The sequence below is a fragment of the Variovorax sp. Varisp41 genome (genome assembly GCF_047325085.1).
Classification (GTDB): Bacteria; Pseudomonadota; Gammaproteobacteria; order Burkholderiales; family Burkholderiaceae_C; genus Variovorax.
In genome coordinates this window covers 1,605,340-1,624,172 of record NZ_CP168541.1, presented here as the reverse complement: position 1 = coordinate 1,624,172, position 18,833 = coordinate 1,605,340, and the positions used below count along the sequence as shown (strand labels likewise).

General features: G+C 66.0%; 22 protein-coding genes and 1 pseudogene. 5 read left to right on the top strand and 18 right to left on the bottom strand.

What is annotated here, in order from left to right; all coding sequences use genetic code 11:
- Positions 1–17 precede the first annotated feature (17 nt).
- Positions 18–707, top strand: a pseudogene (locus tag ACEN9J_RS38910) (SDR family oxidoreductase); the annotation flags it as partial.
- A 20-nt stretch (positions 708–727) separates the two neighbouring features.
- Here the strand turns inward: ACEN9J_RS38910 and ACEN9J_RS38905 are convergent.
- Positions 728–1,048 (bottom strand): putative quinol monooxygenase, encoded by a 321-nt coding sequence (locus tag ACEN9J_RS38905; protein ID WP_413765092.1) that lies wholly within the window; start codon positions 1,046–1,048, stop codon positions 728–730.
- Entirely contained in the window at positions 1,045–1,482 is a 438-nt protein-coding gene (locus ACEN9J_RS38900) for a RidA family protein (protein ID WP_413765091.1), read from the bottom strand. The genes ACEN9J_RS38905 and ACEN9J_RS38900 overlap by 4 nt, the downstream gene beginning before the upstream one ends.
- Before the next feature lie 176 nt (positions 1,483–1,658).
- On the opposite strand from ACEN9J_RS38900, the gene ACEN9J_RS38895 reads away from it, so the two are divergent.
- Complete coding sequence (locus tag ACEN9J_RS38895) at positions 1,659–2,060, top strand: PaaI family thioesterase (protein ID WP_413765090.1); 402 nt, start codon at positions 1,659–1,661, stop codon at positions 2,058–2,060.
- Positions 2,061–2,064: 4 nt separating this feature from the next.
- Here ACEN9J_RS38895 and ACEN9J_RS38890 read toward each other — a convergent pair whose 3' ends face one another.
- The 3 genes from ACEN9J_RS38890 to ACEN9J_RS38880 form a co-directional block, all read right to left on the bottom strand.
- Positions 2,065–2,283, bottom strand: coding sequence for a hypothetical protein (locus ACEN9J_RS38890; RefSeq protein WP_057595963.1), 219 nt, complete (start codon positions 2,281–2,283; stop codon positions 2,065–2,067).
- Positions 2,284–2,405: 122 nt separating this feature from the next.
- Positions 2,406–3,263 carry a zinc ribbon domain-containing protein gene (locus ACEN9J_RS38885; RefSeq protein WP_413765089.1) on the bottom strand — a complete coding sequence of 286 codons (858 nt, stop codon included), beginning with the start codon at positions 3,261–3,263 and terminating at the stop codon, positions 2,406–2,408.
- Positions 3,264–3,268: 5 nt separating this feature from the next.
- Complete coding sequence (locus ACEN9J_RS38880; protein WP_057598166.1) at positions 3,269–3,709, bottom strand: hypothetical protein; 441 nt, start codon at positions 3,707–3,709, stop codon at positions 3,269–3,271.
- Positions 3,710–3,846: 137 nt separating this feature from the next.
- On the opposite strand from ACEN9J_RS38880, the gene ACEN9J_RS38875 reads away from it, so the two are divergent.
- The gene (locus tag ACEN9J_RS38875; protein ID WP_413765088.1) at positions 3,847–6,882 is read left to right on the top strand and encodes a CHAT domain-containing tetratricopeptide repeat protein; all 3,036 of its coding nucleotides are present in this window, start codon (positions 3,847–3,849) and stop codon (positions 6,880–6,882) included.
- On the opposite strand, the gene ACEN9J_RS38870 is transcribed toward ACEN9J_RS38875, so the two are convergent.
- From ACEN9J_RS38870 to ACEN9J_RS38845, 6 genes are all read right to left on the bottom strand, one after another.
- On the bottom strand, positions 6,870–7,688 hold the full coding sequence (locus ACEN9J_RS38870) for a helix-turn-helix domain-containing protein (protein ID WP_413765087.1): 819 nt from the start codon (positions 7,686–7,688) through the stop codon (positions 6,870–6,872). The genes ACEN9J_RS38875 and ACEN9J_RS38870 overlap by 13 nt on opposite strands.
- Positions 7,685–8,116 (bottom strand): PaaI family thioesterase, encoded by a 432-nt coding sequence (locus ACEN9J_RS38865; RefSeq protein ID WP_413765086.1) that lies wholly within the window; start codon positions 8,114–8,116, stop codon positions 7,685–7,687. The genes ACEN9J_RS38870 and ACEN9J_RS38865 overlap by 4 nt, the downstream gene beginning before the upstream one ends.
- Positions 8,113–8,493, bottom strand: coding sequence for a nuclear transport factor 2 family protein (locus tag ACEN9J_RS38860; protein WP_413765085.1), 381 nt, complete (start codon positions 8,491–8,493; stop codon positions 8,113–8,115). Before ACEN9J_RS38860 ends, ACEN9J_RS38865 begins: the two co-directional genes overlap by 4 nt.
- Before the next feature lie 126 nt (positions 8,494–8,619).
- Positions 8,620–10,422 carry a phage integrase family protein gene (locus ACEN9J_RS38855; protein ID WP_413765084.1) on the bottom strand — a complete coding sequence of 601 codons (1,803 nt, stop codon included), beginning with the start codon at positions 10,420–10,422 and terminating at the stop codon, positions 8,620–8,622.
- A 164-nt stretch (positions 10,423–10,586) separates the two neighbouring features.
- The gene (locus ACEN9J_RS38850; protein ID WP_413765083.1) at positions 10,587–10,784 is read right to left on the bottom strand and encodes a helix-turn-helix domain-containing protein; all 198 of its coding nucleotides are present in this window, start codon (positions 10,782–10,784) and stop codon (positions 10,587–10,589) included.
- Positions 10,785–10,912: 128 nt separating this feature from the next.
- Positions 10,913–11,275 (bottom strand): chorismate mutase, encoded by a 363-nt coding sequence (locus ACEN9J_RS38845; RefSeq protein WP_057595955.1) that lies wholly within the window; start codon positions 11,273–11,275, stop codon positions 10,913–10,915.
- A gap of 406 nt (positions 11,276–11,681) precedes the next feature.
- Between ACEN9J_RS38845 and ACEN9J_RS38840 the strand changes: the two genes are divergently transcribed.
- Complete coding sequence (locus ACEN9J_RS38840) at positions 11,682–12,266, top strand: acyl-homoserine-lactone synthase (RefSeq protein ID WP_413765082.1); 585 nt, start codon at positions 11,682–11,684, stop codon at positions 12,264–12,266.
- A 104-nt stretch (positions 12,267–12,370) separates the two neighbouring features.
- Here the strand turns inward: ACEN9J_RS38840 and ACEN9J_RS38835 are convergent, their stop codons facing one another.
- Positions 12,371–13,174 (bottom strand): autoinducer binding domain-containing protein, encoded by an 804-nt coding sequence (locus ACEN9J_RS38835; protein WP_413765081.1) that lies wholly within the window; start codon positions 13,172–13,174, stop codon positions 12,371–12,373.
- A gap of 244 nt (positions 13,175–13,418) precedes the next feature.
- On the opposite strand from ACEN9J_RS38835, the gene ACEN9J_RS38830 reads away from it, so the two are divergent.
- Complete coding sequence (locus ACEN9J_RS38830; protein ID WP_296724458.1) at positions 13,419–14,342, top strand: GlxA family transcriptional regulator; 924 nt, start codon at positions 13,419–13,421, stop codon at positions 14,340–14,342.
- A 91-nt stretch (positions 14,343–14,433) separates the two neighbouring features.
- Here the strand turns inward: ACEN9J_RS38830 and ACEN9J_RS38825 are convergent, their stop codons facing one another.
- From ACEN9J_RS38825 to ACEN9J_RS38800, 6 genes are all read right to left on the bottom strand, one after another.
- Positions 14,434–14,862, bottom strand: a complete 429-nt coding sequence (locus tag ACEN9J_RS38825) for an ExbD/TolR family protein (RefSeq protein WP_296724332.1) — start codon at positions 14,860–14,862, stop codon at positions 14,434–14,436.
- Positions 14,863–14,870: 8 nt separating this feature from the next.
- Complete coding sequence (locus ACEN9J_RS38820) at positions 14,871–15,305, bottom strand: ExbD/TolR family protein (protein ID WP_261216318.1); 435 nt, start codon at positions 15,303–15,305, stop codon at positions 14,871–14,873.
- A gap of 88 nt (positions 15,306–15,393) precedes the next feature.
- Entirely contained in the window at positions 15,394–16,266 is an 873-nt protein-coding gene (locus ACEN9J_RS38815; RefSeq protein ID WP_057595950.1) for a MotA/TolQ/ExbB proton channel family protein, read from the bottom strand.
- A gap of 128 nt (positions 16,267–16,394) precedes the next feature.
- Positions 16,395–17,084, bottom strand: coding sequence for an energy transducer TonB (locus ACEN9J_RS38810; protein ID WP_413765080.1), 690 nt, complete (start codon positions 17,082–17,084; stop codon positions 16,395–16,397).
- 98 nt (positions 17,085–17,182) lie between these two features.
- A complete protein-coding gene (locus tag ACEN9J_RS38805; RefSeq protein ID WP_261216316.1) occupies positions 17,183–18,421 on the bottom strand; it encodes an NAD(P)/FAD-dependent oxidoreductase in 1,239 nt (412 codons plus the stop codon).
- Positions 18,411–18,794 carry a RidA family protein gene (locus tag ACEN9J_RS38800; RefSeq protein ID WP_261216315.1) on the bottom strand — a complete coding sequence of 128 codons (384 nt, stop codon included), beginning with the start codon at positions 18,792–18,794 and terminating at the stop codon, positions 18,411–18,413. Before ACEN9J_RS38800 ends, ACEN9J_RS38805 begins: the two co-directional genes overlap by 11 nt.
- Positions 18,795–18,833: the final 39 nt, after the last annotated feature.

The window sequence follows — 18,833 nt, the reverse complement described above, 5'->3', positions numbered from 1 at the left end:
AAGGCACTAACGGCGCGAGGACAGCACTCGTCTTCGGCGGCGCAAGAGGCATCGGGGCCGGCGGCCATGCCGTGGCCTTCACCTACGTGTCGCGCCCCGACAAGGCCAGCGGACTGGTGGCCACCGTGGAATCCGGCGGCGCACAGGCGCTGGCGATCGAGGCGGACAGCGCAGATCCCGGGGCGATCCGCCACGCCGTGACGCGTGCGGTCGAGCGCTTCGGCAGCATCGACGTGCTGGTGGTCAACGCCGGCTTGCTGCGCATGGGCACCATCGACACGGTGAGCCTCGAGGACCTCCACCGCATGCTCGACATGAACGTGCGCGGCGTGTACCTCGCGATCCAGGCCGCGCTGCCGCACCTGCGCGACGGCGCGCACGTCGTCACGATCGGCAGCAACGTGGCGATCCGCACCGGCCTCGCCGGCGCGAGCGTCTACCAGCTGACGAAGACCGCGGTCGCGGGCCTGGTCAAGGGCGTGGCGCTGGACCTCGCGCCGCGCGGCATCACGGTCAACAACGTCCAGCCCGGCCCGACCGACACCGACATGAATGCCGGCGCGATCGACGCGCTGGCCGGCATGAGCCCGCTCAAGCGGGTCGCGCAGCCGCGCGAGATCGCGGGCCTGATCGCCTACCTGGCGAGCGACGAAGCCGGCTACTTGACCGGCGCGAGCTTCACGATCGACGGCGGGCTCACGCTCTAAAGGCGTCGCCCGCGGCGCTCTCATGTCCGATGCCCGCGCCGCACAAGCACCTCGCCGGCCTCGACGCGGTAGCGCGTCGCATCGACCGCCAGTCCCGGCAGCGCCGCGAGGCGGGCGCGGAATTCCTTCATGTGGGGCGTCTCGAAATGGGCCTGCAGGGCGCCGTCGTCGTCCCACAGCTCGCTGAGCCATGCACGCCCCGCCACCTGCGCGTCGAATCCGATGGCGTAGTGGAGACAGCCCGGCTCCGCGCGCGTAGCGCACTCGAGCACCATGCCCAGTTGCCGCAGGCGTTCGGCGGCCCGAGGGTCGACCTCGATATGCCCGATCACCGCGATCATGCGTCGCTCCCTTCGATTGCGGCGGCATGCGCCACGGCCTCGATCTCGATCAGCCACTCGGGCCGCACCAGGCGCTTGACCACGACGAAGCTGCTGGCCGGCGGCCGCTGCGTGTTCACGAAGCGGTCGCGCACGACGACCACCGAGCGCAGGTCCACCTGAGGCACGCGCTCGTCGCAGAAGTAGTTGAGCTTGACGAGGTCGGCCATTGACGCGCCCACGGCTTCGAGCGCGTGTTGGATATTGAGGAAGCACTGCTGCAGCTGCGCGGTGAAGTCGCCTTCGCCGACCAGCGCGCCATCGGCGTCGCGCGCGGCCTGACCCGACACGTGGATGAGGCGGCCGCCCCGGGACTGCACCACGTGCGAGTAGCCCACCGGTGGCGGCAGGGTCGCGGGGTTGTGAAACAGCGTGGAGCTCGGTGTATGGGTCATCGGGAGAGGTCCTTTCAATGGCGGTGGAAGCATCGGCCCATCGGGGCCGCCGCCATTGCAAGGGCTCGAGTGCACTGGAGGTCAAGCACTTTCCGCGCGCGCGCAGCGACGCGGAAAACCCGCCTGGCGATGCGCCCGCGGCTGGCTAGGATCGACACACACGCAAGGAGACCTTAATGCACGACCTCGCCTCGCTCCAGCAACTGCTGGAACCGATCTTTCCCGGCCTGATGGGCGTGCGCCTCACCGTGCTCGAACCCGATCGCGTGGTGGCGCAGATGGAGGTGCGCGCAGACCTCTGCACTGCCGGCGGCATCCTGCACGGCGGCGCCTACATGGCATTCGCCGACACGCTGGGCGCGGTCGGCACGATCGCGAACCTGCCCGAGGGCAAACGCACGACCACCACCGATTCCAGCACCAAGTTCATCGCGGGCGCGAAGCTGGGCACGAGCGTGACCGGGACCTGCGTGGCGCTGCACCGCGGCCGCACGACGATGGTTTGGCAGACCTCGGTCACCAATGCCGACGGGCGGCTCTGCGCGCTGGTGACGCAGACGCAGCTCGTGCTCGGCTGAGGGATCAGGCGTCTTTCTTGCCGCCCTCGGCCTTCTCGGGCGTCTTGTGTTCGGCCAGGCCCGCCTCGTGGAGCTTTGGATTCTTCACTTCCTTCATCAGCTTCTCGCCCTCGGTGTCGCGACCATCCGTCGGCACCGACTCCTCGCGGGTGACCTCCGGCTCCTCGCGCGGAAGCGGCTCGGTGTTCTCTGCGTGCTCGGCGCTGCGGGTGCTGGCTGTCATGGGACCTCCTTTGGCGGGCTTGGGCGGGTGAAACACACAGCCTCGCCAGCGCGCACGGCACGGCACGCCATCCTTCGGCGACAGCGCGTGCAGGACATTGACCATGGTCGGCCGGTGCTTCCCTACTTCTTGAGCAAGGTCACGATGCCGGTGACCACCGACACGATCGCCGTCACGATCGGCGTGACCAGTGTGATGAAGTCGCGGATGCGCTCGGTGTACTGGCGCAGCCGCTGCGCCTTGCCCGGTGCGGGCGAACCGTCGGTGAGCGCGCTCGCGAGTCGGTGCGAGAGCCGGTCGATGCCGCGGTTGCGGCGATGGAACACCAGCAGGCCGGTGAAGATGCCCGTGATGTGGCTGAACGCGATGCTCGTCACGTAGTAGAGGATCTCGCGCCATTCGCGCGCGCCCTGCGGCATCAGCGGCACGTCGTCGGTGTAGGCGATGACCACCGCCATGCCGAGCACCGACAGCACGGCAATGGCCCCGGCCATCAGCAGCTGGTAGGGCAGCCGCACCCTGAACAGCGCGACGAACAGCATGCCCAGGCCCAGCGGCAAGATCACTGAGGCCACGCGCAGGAACAGCTCGTTGAGATCGAGCAGCACGATGGTCACGGCATGCATCGCGACCAGGCACAGCACGGGCAGCACGAGGAACAGCAGCACCGATCCGATGCCGGGACGCTGGGGTTGTGTCGGGGTTGGCGGGATCGCGGGCTCGGCTGCTTCCGGTGCCGCGACCGGCGCGTCCACGGGAACGGCAACGGGCGTCGCCACCGCGCTGCGCGAGGCACTCAGCACACTCTCGAGTTCCGCGACCCGCCGCGACAGCGCCTCGAGCTCGCGCCGCAACGGCGCGAAGAAGAACAGGTCGCGCCCGCAATGCCGGCAAGCCAGTGCCTGCTCGGCGATGGGCTCGGCGCAGTAGGGACAGGCGACCGTGAGCGGCGCGTCCGGCGAGATTGCGGCGACCCCCATGCGGACTACTGCGCCTTGAACTGGATCAACTTGCTGCTGACACGGCCCTCGGCATCGCCGACCTGCACGCGCAGCTGGTGTTCGCCCGCGGGCACGCGCGCGGCGTCGATCGCGATGCCGGTGTCGCTGATGTAGGGCCGCACGCGCTCGGTGAGATCGACCACCGGCTCCTTCATGTACTGCACCTTCACCGTCTTCGGATCGATCACGACGCCGCCGCGCGGCTTGAAACCGATCTTCAGCGCGACCGCCTCGCGGCCGGCTTCGGTACTCGGGCTCGCGACCTCGATGCCGGGCCCGCGCGTGAGCCCGGCGCGCTTGTTCTCGAGATAGGCCGAAGGCAGCTTCGCTTCGGCATCGGTGATCAGCTCGAGGCTGGAGGCGGCATGGCAGTACGCCGCGCCGCAGAGCAGGAAGACCAGGGTTGAGAACTTTTCTCTGAACATCGATTGCCTCGCCATTCGCCATTGCCGAAGACCAAAGTCTCGCGCCATCGCAGCGGGCCTCGCGCTACGAAAGCTCGTAGTCGAGAAGCCGCGCAGGCGCCCTTAGCTTCGGGGCATCCACCGCGAGAAAGATGCTCTTGCCCACGCCGCTCCACCGCCTCCTTCTTTCATTGCTCCTGCTGCCGCTGGCCGCCGCGGCCGCGCCGCCGTTTCCGCCCTTGGGCGCGGCCTATTCGGAAGTCGGCGGCCTCGTGCGCGAATCCGATGAGTTCGAGAAAGCCGGCCGCTTCCGCGACAGCGACGAACGGCTTCGCCGCGCGCTGCAGCAGTTGCCGCGCGAGCAGGCCGCCTCGCTGTCGATGGAGGCCTTTCTCGCGAAGGACCTGATCCTCGGCCGGCTCGCCGACAACAGCGATGCGCGTGCCGACGATGCCGCGCGGCTGGCCTGGCTCGAGCAACGCGCGGTCTGGCGCGATGCCTTCTGGGGCCGCGAGGCCAATGCGGCGCTGTCGGGCCGCAACGCACTCGCGCTGCAGTTGTGCAAGGTCGGCCGCTGCCGCGAGGCGCTCGCGCTGCAGGAAGAGATCTACCGCCTCACGCTGAAGTCGGCCGGCTCCACCTCGCGCAACACGCTGGTCGCGCGCCACAACCTCGCGGGCACGCTCGGCGAATCGGGCCGCTATGGCGAGGCGCTGGCGATCGGCGAGGAACTGGCCGCGGCCGCGCAGGCGCAATGGGGCGCCGACGATCCGACGACGCTGCGCATGCGCAATGCGGTGGCGGTGAACCTCAGCGACCTCGGCCGTTTCGCCGAGGCGCTGAAGCTGCACGAGCAGGTCTACGAAGCGCGCCGCCGCGTGCTGGGCACGCAGGCACCGGACACGCTGAGTTCGCTGGCCAGCCTGTCGGCCACCTACTCGGCGCTGTATCGCCACCGCGAGGCCCTGGCCTATGCGCAGCGCGTGCACGAACTCACGGCCGCGGCCCATGGCGACGCCGATCCGCGCAGCGCGCGGGCCGCGAGCGCCGAGGCCATCGAGCTGCGGCGCATGGGCCGACTCGGCGCGGCGCACGACAAGGCGCGCACGGCCTGGACGCAACTCGCGGCCGCGCGCGGCGCGGGCCATCCCGACACGCTCTATGCGCTCAACGTCTATGCGAGCGTGCTCGAGGCGCAGGGGCGGTACACGGAAGCGGCGCAGCGCTCGCGCGAGGCGCTCGACATCCGCGTCGCGCTGATGGGCGAGCAGCATCCGCTGACGCTGGCCGCGGTCCACAGCCTGGGCCGCTCGGTGCTGTCGGCCGGCGATGCGAACGAGGCGCTCGCACTCTTCGAACGCGCGCACGAGGGCCGGCGCGCGCTGCTGGGCGACGCGCATCCCGAAACGCTGCTGTCGCTGATCGAACGCATGGGTGCCGCGCTGGCGGCCGACCGGCTCGACACGGTGAAGCCGCTGATGCCGCGGTTCCAGCGCGACGTGGAAGCGCTGCGTGCGCAGCATGGCCTGAGCGTGAAGAGCCGCCGCGCGCTGTTCGAACGCTACGTGGAAGGCTATCGCCACCATGCGCTGACCAGCGTGCGCGACGGCGAGAACGCGCGGGCCTTCGAGATCGCGGAGCTGTCGAAGGCGCGCACGCTGATCGAGAGCACGGCGCTGCAGCAGGCCAACCGTGGCCGGCTGCTGCCCGCAAAGGAGCAGGAGGCGGTCGACCGGCACGAGGCCGAGCTGGCACGCATCGACCGCAGCCTCGACGAGACCGGTGCGCAGGTCGACCGCCGCCAGACGCTGGAGGCCGAACGCAACCGCGTGGTGTTGTCCTATGCCGACCTGCAGCGGCGGCTGCGCGCGCAGCATCCGAAGTACGCGCAGCAGTCGCAGCCGCACATCGCCTCGCTGGCCGATGCGAAGCAACTGCTGCCGGCCGACAGCGTGTTCGTGAGCTACCTGCTCGATGGCGACCGCGTGATGGCCTTCGTGGTCGACCGCAGCGGGCTGCTGCAGGCCGCCGAACTCGCACCGCTGCCCGGCCTGGCCGACAGCATCGATGCCTACCGGCGGCTGGTGGGCGATGCGCTCGGCGAGGGGCAGGCGGTGTGGCAGCTCGGGCCCGAGCGCTATCGCGTGGCACCGGCCGCGCAGCCGCCGCAGGAAGGCGCGCAACTAGTGAGCGATGCGGCGCCGATCGGGCAATGGCTGTCGAAGCGGCTGATCGCGCCGCTGCAGGCGAGCATCGGCGCGCGGCGGCGGCTGATCGTCTCGCCCGATGGCGCGCTCGCGATGCTGCCCTTCGAAACGCTGCCGGTCGACGGCGAGCTGCTCGCGCAGCGCCACAGCGTGGGCTACGTGCAGTCGCTCTCGATGATGGAACTGCTGCAGCGCCGCTCGGCCAGTTACGGCCGCCTGCCACCGCGCAAAGCGATGCTGGCGATCGGCAATCCGGTGTACGAAGGCAATGCACGGGCGGCACAGCCTTCGGCCAAACGCGGCGCGGCCGCCGGCGACGATGCGCTGCTGTCGGCCCGCGCCTCGGCCGAGAGCGAGGAAGGCATCGGCGCGGCGGTCGAGGAACTGCGCGAGAACAGCTGGGAGAACCTGCCCGGCACGCAGCGCGAACTCGAAAGCATCGCGCGCGTGTTCCGGCATCGCCAGGTCGACCTGGTCAGCGGCGCCGACGCGACCGAGCAGAACCTGCAGCGGCTCGACCGCGGCGGCGAGCTCGCGAAGTACCGGCACCTGCTGTTCTCGGTGCACGGCTACCTGAGCCCGAGCGTGCCGGCGCTGAGCGCGCTGGTGCTGGGCCAGGTCGACAACCCGCCGTCGGTGGACGGCTATGTCACGGCCGCGGAATGGCCGGGCTACACCTTGCGCAGCGACCTGGTCGTGATGTCGGCCTGCGAGACCGGCATCGGCAAGGTGGTGGCGGGCGACGGCGTGATGGGGCTGCCCTATGCGCTGTACGTAGCGGGCAACGTCAACACGGTGATGACGCTGTGGCCGGTCAGCGACGAGAGCACGGCGCGCTTCATGGAGGCCTTCTTCGCGCGCATCGAGCGCAGGCTGCCGGTGGAACGCGCGCTGGCGGAGACCAAGCGTGCCTTCGCCGAGGGCGAATACGGCGAACGCCTGCGCAAGCCCGCCTACTGGGCGCCGTTCGTGCTCTACGGCACCTGAAGCGCCGGTTGCAGCGGCACGTGGCGCGCCATCACCTCGGAGGTGGCGCGATCGCGCGGGAACCACATCTCGACGCGCAGCGAGGCCGGCGTCACGTCCTGCGGCAGCGCGAACACGCTCTGCATGACCTCGAAGGACAGCGCGCCGAACTCGGTGTCGAAGACGAAGCTGAAATACGGCACGCCGACCGCGCGGCCGCGCTCGGGCATGCGGCCCGGGTAACGGCGCTCGAGCGCGCGTGCGAGCCATTCGACGCGCGAGGCGAGCGCGGGCCGGCTCCAGGTTTCGGCGCGCAGTTGCGTGAGCAGCGCGGCGGCCGTGGCCTCGGGTTCGCGGGCGCGCGACAGCAGGCCCTGCGGATGCCCGATGGCCGTGATGATGTCCAGGCCCATGCCACCACCGCCGGCCGTGCGCCAGAGCCCGGGCATCACGACCGACGACAGCCAGCGTGCGCCGCGGTTCTGTTCCACCGTCTTCCAGTCGGCATCGAAGGCCAGGCCCGGATGCGGCAGGTGCGCCTCGAGCGTGCGGCGCACGGCCTCGCGCACGAGATTGGCTTCGGCGCCCTGCGTGTCCTCGTCGGGCTGCGGCAGCGCGAATCCGCATTGCAACAACGCTGCGTTGCGCACCGACACCGGCACGCCCAGCTCGGCCATCCACGCGAGGATCAGGCCGCGGCTCGGCAGCGCGCGGCCGGATTCGAGGAAGCTGACGTGCCGCTGCGAGACGTCGAGACGCCCTGCCAGCTCGAGCTGGCTGATGCCGTGCTCGAGGCGCGTGCGGCGCAGGATCAGCGCGATGCTCACGCGGCCGGCCGCTCGCCCATCGAGGAGATCGTGCCTTGCGCGACGGCCACCAGCTTCTCGCCGCCGTCGGCATCGAGCGCGAAGATCTCACAGGCACAGACGGCCTGGTGCTTGCCGCCATGCAGCACGCGGGAGCGCGCGAGCAGCGTGTCGCCCTGCGCGGGGCGCACATAGTTGATCTTGTACTCGGCGGTGACGACCGCATCGGACAGCGCGCTGCCGCCCGCGAAGGTCAGCGCGTTGTCGGCCAGGTAGCTGAGCACGCCGCCATGGGCGAAGCCGTGCTGCTGCTTGAGCTCGGGCCGCAGCGCGAGTCGCAGCTCGGTGAGCGCGGGGCCGAAGGCCAGGATCTCGGTGCCGAGCAGCACGCTGAAGGGCTGGGCCTGCAGCACCGCGCGTGCATGGGCCAGCTGCTTGGGCTCGCTCATGGCGCGGGCTTCTTCGGCGCCATCTGCGCGGGGTCGTAGAAGAACTGCTCCGACGCGATGCGCTCGCCCGACCAGCGCTGCCAGGCGATCTCCTCGATACGGCTGCTGCTGCCGTCGAGCCAGTCGAACTCGAAGATCCAGCGGATCGCGACATGGTCGCCCTGCACGAACGCCGGGCGCACGCACTGCGAACGGACCGCGGACGCGCGGGCCAGCGTGGCGCGCTCGCGCGCGATGTTGGCGGCCAGCCCCGCGCGCGGCGGCGACTGGTTCTCCTGCATGGTCGAGTCCTCGGTATAGAACTCGGCGAGGGCTTCGGCGTGGAAGTTGGACTCCACGCGCGCGATGAATTTCTCGAGGGTCTCTGCTGTGGGCATGGGAAGGGCTTTCGAATCCGGGAGGGGCGCGAGGCCGCGACGGGCCGGCCGACGTCGGCCATCATGCGACGCGACGGCCGGGTTGTCGATGACCTCCGACGTAGTCGGAGGCCCTCCCGCGGCAACTCAGGCCGTGGCTGATCCGGGCGTCGTGCGTCGCGCGACGCGACGCAGATCGTGCGTGTTGAGACGTCGAACCTGCGTTGCCTGCGCTTCGTCCATTCCCTGTGCAGCCTGGTGCAAGAAGCGCTTCATCGCCTTGTGAAGGCCCGAAGCGGACCAGGGGCTGGGCCGGGGCACCCCGGGGGAGAAGCGCGCCAGCACCGCGATACCGTGATTGCTTCGCGCGTTGACATGCGGCTCGAGTCCGTGACGCGCCAGTTCCTGCTCCAGTTCGTACACATGCTCAGCCGCAATCGGCAACCGCTTGGTCACGCGTGCAGAATCCCTCACCTCGAGCAGCCAGGGTTCTGCGCGGTGGGCACCTCCCTCGCCTCCGGGCGGCACCAGGTCTTCGCAGCGCAGTGCCGTCACCTCGCCGAGCCGCAGGCCGGTGGCGCGGATCCAGCGCAGCGCTCGGCGGAGCCGGCGCGCCGCCTCGTCGTCGCTATGCCGTTCCAACTCCCGATCAAGGTGATCCCATGGCATCGGATCTGCCCGATCAACTTGCGCTACCACTGGCGGAGTCGCGGGCAAGGCGTGTGCCGCAAAGGGGCTGTGCGTGAGATATCCCCGTTTCACAAGGTGGGCGAACAGGCCACGCAAGATCACCAGGGCCTGCCGCTGTGCCGCGGGAGAGAGTCCACCTTCAAAGGGTCGCCATAACGGTGACCAGCGTTGATGGTGACGCGGACCGCACCATTCGGCAGGCGGTGATACAAGAAATCTCTGGTAGGCAGGCACATCCTCAGCCGTGAGCGACGATAGGGGCTTGCCTCGCTCGAGCGTAGCCCACAAAAGCATACGCTCGGCCTCCTTGCGATAGGACCGTTGCGTGGCGCTGAGCACCGACGGCACGGACGAAGTGACCGCCCCCAGAGAAGTGCTTCGACTGCCAAGCCACTCGACGATGGCCTCGACATCGTTGCGCGCGGACGGGTTGCTATCGGCCGAAACTGCACTGCGAAACGCCCCTTGGCTGCCATCCAAGGCGGGTGGCAGCATCAGCTTCTCCAGCGGTCGAAGTTCCGGCGCAGGCGGCACCACCGCATGGAGTTCATTCAGCGCCAGTTGTGATCGTTTGCGCAGGGCGTGTCGCCCCACGGGCAGGCCAAGCGCTTGCTCATTCGCCTGCAGCCACTCCACCACGCGTGCCGCCTTGTGCGCGCCGATACCGGGCACCTTGGCCCACCAGCGCGCGCCGCTCTGATTAACGCGCTCGACCAGTTCTTGCAGCGTGCGCAATTGAGCCCTTTCCAGCCGGCCCGCCAGCAAGGGATGCAGCCACGCGCTGACGGGATCGTTGGGTCGTGGATCTTCAGCTGTCAGATCCTCGAGCCAGCGCAAGGCTTCCAGTTGGCGCTGCACGACCCGGGCCCGGCGCGAGCTCGCGCCGCCCTGCGCGGCGCCGTCGCTGGCACCCGCTTTCGGATGAGCCGCCTCGTACGCCTCGATCTGCTCGGCATGGGAGAAATCTTCCAGCCCCTGCTCGCGCGCGAAATCCTCCAGGGTTGGGAAACTGGGTGCGCTGGCGAAGCGCTCTGGGTCCAACAGGATCAGCCGCGCAGTACCAGGGCGGCGCTCGCGCCGCGCAGCGGCCGCGAAGGCATCGCGCATCCACCCGATGGTGCGCCGGACATTGCGCATGTCGGCCGACTCCCCCTCGAGCCGCAGATACCGATCCCAGCTCGCTCGAGCGTCGAGACCTTGGATCAACGCGCGCATAAACGCGAAGTGCGCGCGTTGCAGGCGTTGACGGTGGGTTTTCATGTGAAAAATCGGAGACGGGACGATCGCGACGCCGCGGCACGTCCTGCCGGACCACGCGCGCAACCCCGCCGCATCGGATGCTCTACCCTGACTGATTCTAGCTGGCGTCCCACGGCGTACCCGGCCGGCAAGGCGCTCCACGGGTCTTCACCCCCTTCCCGCGCTCATCGCGAACAGAAGCGATCGATCATCGCGACATCGATCGCGCGTCCGATTCGCTCGAGAACGTCCGGCGGCGGCTGGATCCGACCGAGTTCTAGGCGAGAGATCATCGCGCGAGACACGCCGGCGCGTCGTGCCAACTGCCTTTCGGAAAGGCACGCCGCATTCCGAAGATCGAACAAGTTCTTACCGCTGCGCATATCCCATCGGTCTCGTTGCAAGCTCAATGAGTCCCGAATTTTCAAGGGGCTTTGTGCGTCCCCGGGGGGCGAGGAAACACACGACGACCATTCATCCGCTCCAGGACCTAGCTGGCGGCCAAGCCATGTCACGTCGATCCACTGTCGCATGACGTCTTCATGACTTCAAGCTCGAGGCGACAGGCCTCGTCGATGATCAACGAATAGAGCGCTTGCAGAAAGCCGCCACGAATGCCATGGTCCGCGGCGAACGCAGACGCGAGTCGCTGGACGCGATCCATCCGCCAAGGCTCCAAAAGTGACATACCGTGCTTGCGCTTGTGGAGACCAATGCGAGTGCTGCAGTCCAACCGCTGCCGGAGTGCGTGGAGCAGACGTTCATCGATGCCATCGAGCTGATCGTGAAGCGCATTCAGTCTCGCGAGCGCTTGGTCGGGGCTGGCGCTCACTGTCCGACTGTCGAGCGCATAGAACGAAGATGGGGGTTGCATGAGTCCGATGGAAGAAATTCTTGGACCCCATCCTTATCGCTTCCGTGATCGACCGCAAGGCTTGCATGAGATGCAAAGTCATGTCGCTCTGACCTGAACGCGCGGCAAGCTCGAAACCGCGCCGGACAACGATACAAGTCAGTCGGAGCCATGCGCCTTTCGTGTGACGCAATTGTGGTCGGGGACTATGGCACCGTGGTGGCCTCTCCCGCCACGGCACACTGGTCCTTTTCTCGCCAGGAGACGGTCCGTGGTAGCGCTACCGTTTTGATCTGCACACGGCGAGCAACGTTGGCAGCCGTCACCGCCCCGCGATCCACGCTTGTCTCCGGTGCCAGATCTGGTAGTTCTCAAAGTCAGTGCGCTTTCATCTAATCCTTCAAGGCAAACTCAGTGAAAGCGAATCATGCACATCGTGGCAGGCACCGCGAACTCTTTGTCGACTAGCGCATTCGCGGCGATGGCGCACTACCGGTATCGCGTATTTGTCGAAAAGCTTCATTGGGAGCTTGAGAACGATGGCGTCACCGAACTAGACCAGTTCGATCGTCCGGACACCATGTACGTGATGGCGCGCGAGCGAGATGCTCGTCTGAAAGGTGTAGCCAGACTTCTACCCACCAATCAGCCCTACCTGCTGAATGACGTTTTCCCCCAGCTGCTTGACGGCCATCCCCCCCCGAACAGCGAAAAGGTATGGGAGCTGTCAAGATTTTCAGTCATCGATCTCGACGGTCCCCGCCTCGAAAGCCAAGTCTCAAACGACGCCCCCGAACGCGCCCTGGCACTGCTGGACGTCGTGATGCGCATGGCAGCTTTCGGCGGCGCGGACGAACTCGTCACCGTTTCGCCCCTCGGCGTCGAGCGCATTCTTCGTCGAGCCGGTGTCGTCGCACATCGCATGGGCAGGCCAGTTTGTCTGAACCAGCACTTCCTGTACGCATGCAGGATCGAAATCGCGCCATCGATCCGCAGGCGGGCAGGCCATTGACCTTTTCGATGAAGCCTCACGAGCGGCCTTGGCGTGTCAGCCGCTACCTTGCCGCAAGGCGACAGCAAGGCTGCAGAAAAGCATTGGGGTACTGCTGCCCAATCTCAGATCAGCAGTCGGAGACGAGCCAGACACGCTACCGCCGCAGCCTTGTTCGCAACCCGCAGCTTTCGGATTGCGTTCTTTACGTGGTAGTTGACCGTATTGGGCGAAACGCCGAGCAAGATAGCCACTTCGTCCGACGTCTTCCCGTCTGCCGTCCAACGCAAAACATCCAGTTCACGAGCCGTGAGAGCCGGGCACAGCCGCCGCTCGCTCGGCCAGAGTACCTCCGAAAGGTGCTGGTGTGCCGCATCCGACAACCATTGCACCTGCGCGCCTCGCGCCGATACTTCCGCTGCGGAGAGCGGCTCATGCGAGCGTGCCAGCGTAAGCATTCCGACACCTCCGGTGGCATCAAATGACGACTGGGCCCAACCCGCAAGCAAACCTGCCTCGCGGGCCTCCGTCCAGAGCTGCGGGACGTCCTTGAATACATCCTGTCGCCAGATCAACGGCGCGCGCGAGCGAACGCCGTGCGCTACGGTCGGGTCGATTGAGAGATAGTCTTGCTCACGATAGCGTTGCTGCCAAGCCGGCGCATAGTTGTTGACCATCAACGTCTTGGGATGGGCGAAAGAGTTGAAGACCCGAAATCCATAGGCACAGTGCTCGAACCCCAAGCATCGCGCACCACGGGCAATCGCTTCGAATTTGGACTCGACCCCCGTTGCGCGTTGCAACGCATCGTCAATCTCCAGAAAGAAGTTGTTTGTTCGAATGAGACTGTCGCTCCGTCGGGGTTTTGAGAGCCGCAGCACATTGCCATGGCGGTGACCCAGAGACGGTAGGTAGGATTTTTTCTTCACTGTCGGACTTTCATTCAACAAATGTCTACGTCCGTCGGTCTTTGCTTCGCCAGAGCATGAATGCAGAAAACCAAACCGGTCGCAGGCAGTCTAAGAACAGACTTCTTTCGTCACACCGACAAATATTCCATCCTTCCCGCCACGGAAGCGTGCTCGCGGCCATTTCGAAACGGCGACGTCTAGGATCGAGCAAGGGCACCAAGTCTGAGTGCCTCGACGCCCCCAATACCTCCATTCACCCTTGATGGCGCAAATCTGGTTGATCGTTGTCGATGGATTCGAACTGTTCGATGTCGCGGCAGCGATACGGGTCTTCGAGGCAGCCAACACGGCTCACGCCGAGATCTACGGGAGATCGTTCTATGAGATCCACATCTTTGCTCCGGCGGCAACTCCGGTTCGTGGCGCTGGCAGCACCATGCTGAACATGAGCGCACTGCCGGCAGATTTCGGCGAAAAAGTCCACACCACGATGGTGATCGGTGGCACTGCATCGCACATGTTGTCCGCATCTTCGACGCATACGAGCCATGCGCGTGATTGGATCCTTCAGCATCGATCGAAGATCGATCGCATTGCCTCGGTCGGAACCGTTGGCTTCACGGTGGCCGACGCCGCACACCGAAGGGCCGGGCGACCAGACGCGCGTCGCCTGTGGGATGCCGTGGCGGCCTCCGCAGGCATGAAGCTCGCACTCAAGCTGGTGGCGGACGACCTCGGGCAGCCTATCGCCATCAAGGTGACCGAGCAGATCGGCGCCTCGTGGGAGCCGATCTCTGCACCGTTCCGCTTTCGCAGCGGCCTTCCCGCACGCGCTACCGGGGACAGTCGTGTCATTGCCCTGCATGCCTGGATGGACGAGAACCTCCACGAGCGCCTGTCCGTGGAGACACTGGCGGAACGGGTGGCGATGACGCCAAGAACCTTTGGTCGCTTTTACCTCCGAACCACTGGCATCACGCCGGCGCGCGCGGTCGAGTTACTTCGTCTAAGTCGGGCTTGCGACGAGATCGAGACAACGCCGATGTCATTCAAGGCCATAGCCTTGCGTTGCGGCTTCTCGACAGAAGAAGTGATGCGTCGAGCATTCTTGCGGGTTCTCAAGATGTCGCCGAGCGACTATCGCCGGCAGTACCGGGCCGGTACGCAGCAAAGTAGCCAGGACTGACCAGCAATCAGCAGTAGTCTCTCAGGACTGCGGAAGGTGGTCAGGCCAAATGAGACGCAAGGACAAGATCCTCGCGCCGATCGATCGTCACTCAGTTGGCAAACTGCTCGCTGCCCACGATCCCGATCTTGAGGACGCCGAGACGCTGAGCGCTGGCCATGACGCCTGCCACATGCTTGTACGGAACACTCTTGCTGGGGCGCAAATGGACCTCGGGTTGATCGGGCTGCGCGGCAATCGTTGCCAGTCGTTGCTCGAGATCAGCGCGGCCGGACACGACCTCTCCGTTCCATCCGATTGTTCCATCGGCTTCGACCTCGATGCGGACCTCCTTTGTGACAATCGGCGGATGCGGATCGTTGCTGGGGACCGGCATATTCATCTTCACGGCGTGTGTCTGGATGGGGATCGTGATGATGAACATGATCAACAACACCAACATGACGTCGATCAGCGGTGTCGTGTTGATGTCGACGATGATCTCTTCATCACCATCGCCGCTATTCGCACTCATTGCCATTTTTTCTCCTACCGGCTCGCGCTGCCCGCAGGCGGCTCGGTGATGAATCCAACCTTGTGGATGCCTGCCCGTCGACAGGCGGCCACCAGTCGCCCGACTGCCTCATAAGGAACTTCTGCGTCACCGCGAATGTGGACCTCGGGTTGCGGCTCCTTGACTGCCATGATCTTCAATCGGGCGACCAAGGCTTCCACGTCGGGCATCCGTTCCACGCCCCAGTAGAGGTCACCGCCACGGCTGACAGCAAGCACGATGTTTTCCGGCTTGGTCTGCGTCGGAACGTTACGTTCCTTGGGGAGTTCGAGCTTGATGGATTGCGTCACAACCGGAATGGTGATGAGAAAAATGATCAGCAATACCAACATCACATCGACCAAAGGGGTCGTGTTGATGCTCGAGTTCAATGCCTCGTCATTCCCATCGGAACTGACGTTCATTCCCATTTCGCGGGCTCCGTCGTGATGACAGGCGACTGAGCCCCCGCCTGTCCGTAGGCGCGCAGCAGGTAGGCAGGCACTAGCACGACCAGGCTCATCGCTTGGCTCCGATCAGCACATTGTGAAGATCTCCGCTGAAGTTGCGCACCCTCTCCATCGCGCTCTTGTTGCGTCGGATCAGCCAGTTGTAGCCCATCACTGCGGGAACGGCGACCGCCAGCCCGATGGCTGTCATGATCAACGCCTCCCCGACTGGACCTGCCACCTTGTCAATCGATGCCTGGCCTGAGATACCGATCGCCGTGAGTGCGTTATAGATGCCCCAGACCGTGCCAAACAGACCCACGAAGGGCGCGGTGGAACCGACCGTCGCAAGAAAGGCAAGCCCATCCTGCAGCCTGCTCTGCACCTTCTCCACGGCGCGCTGGATGCTCATCGTCACCCATGTATGCAGATCGATCTGTTCAACCAGCGTGCCCTCATGGTGCTGACTGGCCGTCAGGCCCTGTTCGGCGATGTAGCGAAAGGCGCTTCCATTTCGCAGCGTTTGCGCTCCGGCTTGCACACTGCCAGCCTTCCAAAACGACTTGCTGGCCGCGCTGGCGGCATTCAGCAGCTTTTGCTGCTCGTACAGCTTGACGAAGATGATGCACCAGCTTCCGATGCTCATGAGCACCATGATGATCAGCGTCCCTTTGGCGACGAAATCACCCTGCGCCCAGAGGGCGCTCAATCCATAGGGATTCTCTACGGCGTGCGCGGACGTCGCTGCGCCGAGGCCTTGGGCCTGGATATCGGCGGGCTTTGGCGACGAGAGGTTTCCGTTGGCGCCCGCGGCTGTTGGAGCGCTGGCCGCCGGCGCTACCGGACTTGGCACCGCCTGGGCTGACGCCGTAAGTGCGCCAACCATCAGGGTGACAGACATGACAGCGAGCCTGGCGCTGCGAATGAAGTTGATGAGGGACATGAGTGCTTCTCCATTAGAAAATTTGACAAAACTTGCTTCACTGGCACGTGGATCGCGCGTGGCCATGCGCCCCGCACGAACAGACCTGTCGCGGCAGACGCGGCGAGCGCGCGACGGCGAGGCGGCTCTTACTCGAGCTTCCACACGTACTCGACGGTGGCGACCGCACCGCCTATCGGTTGCCCCTCCGAATCGGTGCCCGGCTTGAAGGGACACCTGCTCAACACCTCCACCGCCGCCGCATCCAACGAACGATGCTCCCGGGTCGGTCCCGAGGGCCTGTCGATCTCCGCTTTCGCCACGCGACCAGCCGCGTCGATCGTGAAGCGAATGCGCGTGGTCCCTGTGGCCTCCGCCCTCAATGCCGCTCTCGGGTACTCCGGCTTCTCGCAAGAAGACACGTCGATGCGCGCCGGTGTGCCCAAGGGTCGAGGCACAGACGGCGGCGCTGGCGGCGCGATGACCACGGGCGCGGGGGGCGGCGGCACCGAAGAGGCCGTGATCGACGGCTGCGCATCTGCAGGCGGCGCGACATTGAGCTCGGGCGGAGGCACATAGCTCGGTGGCGGCGGCGCGGCCTTGCGTGGAGGCGGAGGCTTTCGGGGCGTTTCTTTGGGCGGCGGGGGCGGCGGCGGCGGCGGGGGCGGCGGTGCCTTGGGCTCCTCCAGGATGCTGACTTCCACGGGTGCCTTCACGACTTCCACGACCCTGCGCGCCAGCCCGCTCACCAGCGCCCAGCCCAAGAGCAGATGCAGTCCGACCACCACGAAGAAGCCGACCGCCTTGCTTGCAGGTCTTCGGTTTTCACTGAAATCCATGGATCAATTTCCTAGCCGGGGATCTGCCAAGCAGATGTCGGCAAAGTGCGAGGCGACGCAACTGCGGCGTCGGCAAGTCAGAGCGTTGAGCAACCCGTTCATGCGAACCTCGAGGGTGAGAACGCCTTCGCCTCCGTGTAAGGCCGCTTGGACTCGATAAGGTCCGCCAGAAGGCGTGCCCCGGCCGGCCCCAACGTGAATCCATGGTGCCCATGACCAAAGTTGAACCACAGGCCGCGATGGCGATGCGCCCGCCCGATCACCGGCTTCATGTCCGCGCAACATGGCCGCGCGCCGACCCAGGGCTCGTCTTCGACGGGAATACCCAAGCTCAGCAGTTCACGGGCCTCGGCTTCAGCACCGGCGAGCTGACGTGGCGTCGGATGCGCATCGATACGCGCGATCTCTGCGCCCGTTGTGATGCGCAGGCCTCGACGCTGCGAAGACATCACGTAGCCGCGTTCGGCGTCCAGGGTCGGAACGAGCACGCCATCTCCCCCGATGTAGTGCCGGTGGTAGCCACGCTTGACGAACAGCGGCAACCGATAGCCCAGTGGTTTGATCAGCGAATCGGACCAGGGGCCGAGCGCAACCACCACGTGCCGTGCATGCAAGATGCCGCCATCGAGACGAGCCTCCCAACCGATCGATCGCTCCCTCAAGGCGATCGCGTCGGCACGGATGATGTGGCCGCCTCGTCGCTCGAACGCCTTGGCATAGCGTTCGACCAGTGCCCCTGGATCGCTCACGCTCCACGACTGCACCCAGTGAACGGCGCCGGCAACCGGCATGCGCAGCGCCGGCTCGGCCAAGGCCATCGCATGGGTGTCAAGTGCGTCAAAGGCGATGCCGTACTCCAGCTTCAGGCGCTCGGCCTGGGCGACTGCTCCCTCGAAGGCGCGCGGACTTCGGTACATCAAGCGAAGCCCCTTGCGGCGTACCAGATCTTCGGCGCCAGCAAGCGCCACAAAGCGGCCGTGCTCGTGCGTGGAATGTTTGATGAGCCCCGCGTACTCGCGACTGATGCGGCGATGCTTCGACGGGGCAGAATTCCGCCAATAGCGCACCAACTGAGGTAGAGCGGCCAACAGGTCCATGAAGTGATAGTTGATGTCCAGGCCCCGTCCGAGGGCGGCACCGACCAGCGCCTTCAGATCGCGCGGGAACGTATAGGGTTCGACAGCCTCGCGTTGGATGACTCCCGCATTGCCATAGCTGGTCTCGCGCCCGACCGGCGAGCGATCGACCAGCGTCACTGAATGTCCGCGCAGCGTCAGTTCCAGGGCCGTACAGGTGCCGACCATGCCGGCGCCCAGCACCACGATTTCATCTGGCATCGGACATGGCTTCGGTTTCGAGCCGCGCTGCGGCGGTCACCGTGATTTCGATGCGTGCGCCCGGCACCAGCAACTGTGCCACCACCGTCGTGCGCGTTGGATACGGCGTCTGAAAGTGCTTTCGGTACGTCGCATTGAACTCAGCGAAGTCCTCCGCGCGTGCGAGATGGACGGTGACCTGTACGACGTCGGCCAAGCTCAGGCCAACGGTGCGAAGCGAGGCATCGATGCGCTCAAGCGTCAGATTGGTTTGTGGCGCGATGCCATCGGGAATCGGTCCAGCGTCCGGGATCGGGAGCTCGCCGGAGAGGAAGACCAGTCCATTCGTACTGCGAATCTTGGAGAACGGAAGTTGGTTGTCGGTACGGTTCATCGTGTGCGCTGCGCCGTGCTTTGGCGCAGATAACTTCTG